The sequence below is a fragment of the Thioclava sp. JE_KL1 genome (genome assembly GCF_009296265.1).
Classification (GTDB): domain Bacteria; phylum Pseudomonadota; class Alphaproteobacteria; order Rhodobacterales; family Rhodobacteraceae; genus Thioclava.
Genome location: NZ_WBJS01000047.1, coordinates 1 through 2,242, shown reverse-complemented (window position 1 = coordinate 2,242; position 2,242 = coordinate 1). Strand labels below are relative to the sequence as shown.

Here is a 2,242-nt window from a genome sequence, read left to right as displayed (position 1 = left end):
AAATGCACCGCGGCGCTGAAAAGCGCCGCGGTGTCTTTGTTTGGGCCTGTGAGCGCTCAGAACTTCGCGCTCAGAACTTCGCGTTGAAGGAAAGCTGCAGCGCGTGGCTCTCATAGTCGCTCGAGAAGGTCCCCGAGATCCCGGCATGCAGGCTGGAGGAGAACGTCCCGGTCTGGCTGAGCGGCACGTCGATCCCGACATCCGCCGTCACCCAGTTCATGTCGAAGCCATCGACCGGGGTTGCGCTGGAGGGCAGCCCGACGAAGGCGGTCTGAACGAGCTGATCGTCGCCGCTGACCTTGTTGTACTTGATCGCACCGGACAGCGTCGGGGCCTGTGCGCTGGAGGACAGCGCATATTGGCCACGCATCCCGGCGGAGGCGACCGTCACGGTGCCGGATTGATCCCCGACGGACAGGTTCCACGCGCCCGCGCCGGTTTCGTCGAAGCCGTCCACCGAGAGGTGATACATTTCGAGCGAACCCGTCGGGCCGAAGCGAAGACGATCTTGGCCGAACATGTACTCGGCATCGATCGCGCCGAAGACCTGATGGCCATCCGTGCTCGCCCGTGCGGTCGATCCCATGACATTGCGGCTCATGTCGTAGGAAAGATCCTGATAGCCGATCATGAACTGCGCCGCGCCGCCATTGCCGAAGGCCGTCCGCACGAAGCCACCGACGAAGCCGCCGGAGCCATCGATGCTGCCGCGGCTCTGATCGGCATCGGAAGTGCCGTCCGAGTAGCCGCCGAAGAGGCCGACAGAGACTTGATTGCCGACGAATTTCTCGCCGCCCAGCATCATGTAATGCGATTTGACGTCATAGCCGATCGCATTGGTGGTGCGGTCGTAATTGGCTTTCTGTGCCCCCGCCGAGACGAAGGCATAGGTGTCGTCCCCGATCTTCCACGAGGTCGGCCCGCCCATCGTCGAAAGCGTGACCGATCCGTTCTGCGTCTGCGCAACCGGACGACCGATCCCTTTCGTGATGTTCTGCCCGAACTCGAAGCCGACAGCGCCGAAGGCGGGCAGGAAGCTGTAGCCCGTCGTCTCGAGCATGTCGTTGCGCGCGACCGGATCCTCGATCGCCATGATGTCGCTGATCGCGGTCTGATAGGTCTCCGCATTCCCGATATCGAGGTAGGGGATATTGGCGGCCGCATCGAGGCGGCCGGCGGTCGCGAACTGGTATGGGGTCGCCGTTTGCTCCACGATCGGCGCGAAGATCGGCGCGATTCGCATCGTGACATTGCTGCCTGCAACATCGCCGAGATCGATGATGTAGTTCAGGTTCAGGTTGCGAAGATCCTCGACCACGTCCTGCGTGTAGAGGCCATTGGCCTGCATCGCCGCGACGATATCGGCGGGCACCGCGCCGCCGCCGGTATAGCCGAGATCCGCGACCGTCACGCCCAGCGAGTCGGCCATCGCCTGCAGCTTGCTGTCCAGATAGGTCGAGCTGTCGACGCCCAGATTGCCGTATTGCCACTGGCCGGCGCTCAGGTTGTACCACGCGATGAGCTGGGCCTCGTCCGAGGCGACTGCCGTGCCGGTCGCGTCCCAGAAGATCGCTTTCGGAAGCATGCTGTTGTCGATCAGCGAGTTGCCGAAATAGGTGGCCAGAACGCTATTCGACAGGTTCGTCGCGTCGAGCGTGTTGGCGGTGTTCGCAATGGTCATCTCGGCTGAGGTGCTGTCGAAGAAGCCGATGCCTGCCTCTTCCTGACCGCCATCGCCGAAGAGCCCGTCGGGCAGGTTGAACTTCGAGATGTAATCGGGATCGAAGAGTGCCGCGGTCTGGGGGTCGCTCGGGTCGAAGGGGGTGAAGCTGTTACCCGAGCCGGTGCCGAGCTGCACCTTGAAGGCCAGAATGCGGGCGCCGGTGAGGTTCGAGGTCTTGCCGTAGGTATAGTATTCCGTGATGCCGCCGCTCGATTGCGTCGAGAGCATGATATCCATCGGCGTCGGGCCGGTCAGCTGCGTCTTCACCCGTTTGCCCGAGCCGGGAGGGGCCGTGCAGGTGAAATCCGGCGTGTTCGCCATCAGGCAGTTGGTGATATCCTTCGGATTGTTCGTGTTGGGAAAGTCGGCGTTGACCTCCCCCGTCACGGCCTTGAGGCCGGGCGGCTGCACGCCTTCCGCCGGATCGGAGAAGATGAGACCATCGCCGGTCACGCTGATGACGGGTGCGTCATCAAAGGTGCCCGACCAGGCCGGATTCCCGAGGCACAGCAGCAAAGC

1 protein-coding gene is annotated in these 2,242 nt (G+C 63.0%); it reads right to left on the bottom strand.

Annotated elements, in window-relative coordinates; genetic code table 11:
- Nucleotides 1–70: 70 nt before the first annotated feature.
- The coding region (locus F8R15_RS20800; protein WP_152845864.1) for a choice-of-anchor F family protein at nt 71–2,242 on the bottom strand (2,172 nt) is incomplete at its 5' end.